Origin of the sequence: Rhizobacter sp., assembly GCF_031412075.1 — a bacterium.
GTDB lineage: Bacteria > Pseudomonadota > Gammaproteobacteria > Burkholderiales > Burkholderiaceae_C > Rhizobacter.
Window position 1 is genome coordinate 1 of the sequence record NZ_JANOCG010000279.1, and the last position, 2,973, is coordinate 2,973.

Genomic DNA, 2,973 nt, shown 5'->3' on the forward strand with positions numbered 1-2,973 from the left:
CGCGCAGCGCTTGCCGCGCCTCCTGCGCCAGCGCGTCGTTGGGCAGCGCCACCAGCACATGACCCACGGGGTTGTAGGTGCCTAAGGACCGGGGCATGTCGCCCTTGGTCATCCGTTTGATCGCCATGGAAACCTCCTGGCTGAAAAGTGGACTGAGCACCCGCAGTCTAGGCTTGCCAGCCCGCAGATCAAGCCCCGCGCTCACGCCGCCGACAAGGCCACCGCCCGGCCCAGGTAGTGCGGCGCCGGCGCCTGCTCGGCCAGGAAGCGGCCGACCTGCGCCCTGGAAACCGTCATGCCCAGCGTGTTGCCTTCGGGTGAAGCGAAGCAGGCGTCGACGCGCTCCAGGTCGGTCAGGTTGACAGGCTGCACGATGACCCAGTCGAGCGCGCTGGCGCGCACCAGCTGCTCCTGCACTTCGGTGTCGGCGATCTGCGGCTTCAGCAGCAACGCGAACACCAACCGTGACACCAGCGTGAGGCGGCCGCGCGTCTCGCCCACGCCGTAGCTGGTCTGCACCACCAGCTTGCGCACGCCGAGCTTGTGCATCGCGGCGATGGTGTTGCGGGTGCCGGCGGAGCGCACGTTCATCGGCGTACCCACGCTGCCCGCCAAGCGCACCCGCAAGGCACTTTCAGAAATGCCCAGCGTCACGATGACCGCGTCTTGCCCTGCGACAGCACCTTCGATGTCGGCCGGCTCGAGCACATCGCCATTCACGCAGCGCAGGCCCGCGCCCATCGGCGCCAGCGTGTCGGCGCGGCGCGAAAACGCAGTCACCTGGTGCCCCGCCGCGAGCAGCGATTGGACCGCGGCCCGACCCGAGCCCCCTGTTGCACCCACCACCAAAACCTTCATGAGCGTCTCCTTGAAGAAGTTTCCAGGCGTCCAGTGTCTGGCGCGGGCGGCGGCGGTTCAATGACTGCCCATCTCGAATTCATGCTCGTTCGTCCACCGCGTCTGGACGATCGGCCGGCGCGGCGCAGATACTGGTGTGATGGACCACACACCCGCCTGGGAAAGCGTCGACCCGCTGGGCGAAGCGCTGCACTTTCTGCGCATGAGCGGCGTCTTGTACTGCCACACCGACTGCACCGCGCCGTGGGGTGTGGAGCTGCCGCAGATGCCAGGCTGCCTGATGCTGCATGTGGTGACCTCGGGGCACTGCTGGCTGGAGGCTGAAGGCACGCAGGCGCGGCGGCTGCAGCCCGGCGACCTGGCCCTGGTGCCCCACGGCCACGGGCACCGCCTGGTGCACGAGCCCGGCGCGCCGGTCGTGAAGCTGTTCGACGCGCCGATCGAGCGCATCAACGACCGTTATGAAACGCTGCGGATCGGCGGCGGTGGCGCGGCCGCGAGCGTGATCTGCGGGGTGGTGCGCTTCGACCACCTGACCGCGCATCACCTGATCTCGGTGCTGCCCCGGGTGATGGTGGTCGAGGCCTCGGGCTCGGCCCCCTCGGAGTGGATGCACAGCACGCTGCGGCTGCTGGCGTTCGAAGCGCGCCAGATGCGCCCGGGCGGGCAGGCGGTGGTGTCACGCCTCGCAGACATCCTCGTCATCCAGGCCATCCGCGCCTGGATCGAGCAAGAGCCTGCCGCACAAGGCAGCTGGCTGGGCGCGCTGAAAGACCGGCAGATCGGCCGCGCCCTGGCGCTCGTGCACCGCGACCCTGCACACGGCTGGGCGCTGGGCTCGCTGGCGGCTGCGGTGGGCCTGTCACGCTCGGCGTTTGCGGCGCGTTTCACCCAGTTGGTAGGCCTGCCGCCGATGCAGTACCTCGGGCGCTGGCGCATGCATGTGGCGCTGGCGCGGCTGCAAGAACACGACGACGGCCTGGCCGATCTGGCCGGCCGTGTGGGCTATCAATCCGAGGCGGCGTTCAGCCGCGCTTTCAAGCGCCACATGGGCGTGGCGCCCGGCGCCATCCAGAAGAACCTGATGTCATGACAGCGGCTCAGCGCTGCCGCGACAAGCTCAGGCTCGGGCCACGCTCGCTCACCCAGCCGACCACGCACAGCCCACCGATCACCCCCAGCGCCGCCGACAACTGCTGCGGCAGGCTCATGAGGTGGGCGTTCCACAGCAGCACCGAGGTGGCCCCCAGCAGCGCCACAAAAAGCGCCACGGCCAGCCACTGCGCGGCGGGTGACATCGGCGGGTCGTAGCGCTCCACGCGTGTGATGTCGAACGCGGGCTTGGGGAAACGCGCCGCCACGTCGGCCGGCCGCCAGCCAGGGTGCTTGAACCACACGCGCAGCTTGTCGGCCCAGCTCGCGGCGTGCCATGAGTCCTTGAACATGTCGGCGTAGTTCTGCAGGTTGGCCCACACCGGGTTCCAGCTGCGCAGCGGGCCACGGGTGCCGTAGACGATTTTCTCCTGGTCGTCTTCTTCGATGAAGCTGCCGAACAAGCGATCCCAGAGGATGAAGATGCCGCCGTAGTTCTTGTCGAGGTATTTATCGTTCACCGCGTGGTGCACACGGTGGTTGCTCGGTGCGCAGAACCAGCGGTCGAACCAGCCGAGCTTGCCGATCTGCTGCGTGTGCACCCAGTACTGGTAAAGCAGGTCGACCAAGGCGACCACGCCAAACACCAGCGGCGGGAACCCCAGCACCGCCATCGGCAGGTAGAACAACCAGCCGCCGACCCAGCCGGTGCCGGTCTGGCGCAAGGCGGTGCTCAGGTTGTAGTCCTCGCTCTGGTGGTGCACCACGTGCGCGGCCCAGAACAGCGCCACGGTGTGGCCCAGGCGGTGGTGCCAGTAGTAGCAGAAGTCGTAGAACACCAGGCCCACGACCCACACCCACCACGCGTCAACCGGCAGTTGCCACAACGACGCGTGGGTGAACACCAGCACGTAGAGCCACACGGTGAACAGCGCGCTGAACAGCCCCACCAGCTGGCTCATGATGCCCAGGCCGATGCTGTTGATCGCGTCGTTCAGGCGGTAGGTGTTGCGGCCGCGTTTC

The 2,973-nt window shown here is 68.0% G+C and carries 2 protein-coding genes and 1 pseudogene; 1 reads left to right on the forward strand and 2 read right to left on the reverse strand.

Annotated elements, in window-relative coordinates:
* Nucleotides 1-201: 201 nt before the first annotated feature.
* Nucleotides 202-858 (reverse strand): NAD(P)H-binding protein, encoded by a 657-nt coding sequence (locus tag RMO40_RS10090; protein WP_309720063.1) that lies wholly within the window; start codon nt 856-858, stop codon nt 202-204.
* Between the two features lie 139 nt (nt 859-997).
* On the opposite strand from RMO40_RS10090, the gene RMO40_RS10095 reads away from it, so the two are divergent.
* Nucleotides 998-1,951: an AraC family transcriptional regulator gene (locus tag RMO40_RS10095; RefSeq protein ID WP_309720066.1), complete on the forward strand. Its 954-nt coding sequence runs from the start codon at nt 998-1,000 to the stop codon at nt 1,949-1,951.
* A gap of 124 nt (nt 1,952-2,075) precedes the next feature.
* Here RMO40_RS10095 and RMO40_RS10100 read toward each other — a convergent pair.
* Nucleotides 2,076-2,973: pseudogene (locus RMO40_RS10100) on the reverse strand (sterol desaturase family protein); the annotation flags it as partial.

What these genes read in the sequence shown, in the direction of transcription:
- RMO40_RS10090 (WP_309720063.1), bottom strand. Translation starts at nt 858, where the DNA reads ATGAAGGTTTTGGTGGTGGGTGCAACAGGGGGCTCGGGTCGGGCCGCG.
- RMO40_RS10095 (WP_309720066.1), top strand. Translation starts at nt 998, where the DNA reads ATGGACCACACACCCGCCTGGGAAAGCGTCGACCCGCTGGGCGAAGCG.